Raw genomic sequence first — 313 nt, forward strand, 5'->3', positions numbered from 1 at the left:
TCGTGCGTCGACGTGTCGTACATCACCGCGTCAGCGAGCTGGCCGTTGATGGTCGTGATGTCGCCAGCAATATCGCTCACGTCACCCGACAGGTTCGAGATGTTCGTCGTGTTCTGGCTAACCTGCTGGTTCGTGGCGTACAGCTGTGAACCGTTCACCGCGTCCGTGCTGTCCTCGCTCAGATCACCCGCCGCCACGTTATGCAGCGCCACCGGCGTGGTCGCCTCCACACCGCCCAGCGTCACCGAGTCGTGCGTCGACGTGTCGTACATCACCGCATCGGCGAGCTGGCCGGTGATGTTCGTGACATTGC

General features: G+C 62.6%; 1 pseudogene. It reads right to left on the bottom strand.

The features are described from left to right. Positions 1 to 313 (bottom strand): annotated as a pseudogene (locus AB4Y44_RS42570) (hypothetical protein); the annotation flags it as partial.

The organism is Paraburkholderia sp. BR10937 (assembly GCF_040965695.1).
GTDB lineage: Bacteria > Pseudomonadota > Gammaproteobacteria > Burkholderiales > Burkholderiaceae > Paraburkholderia.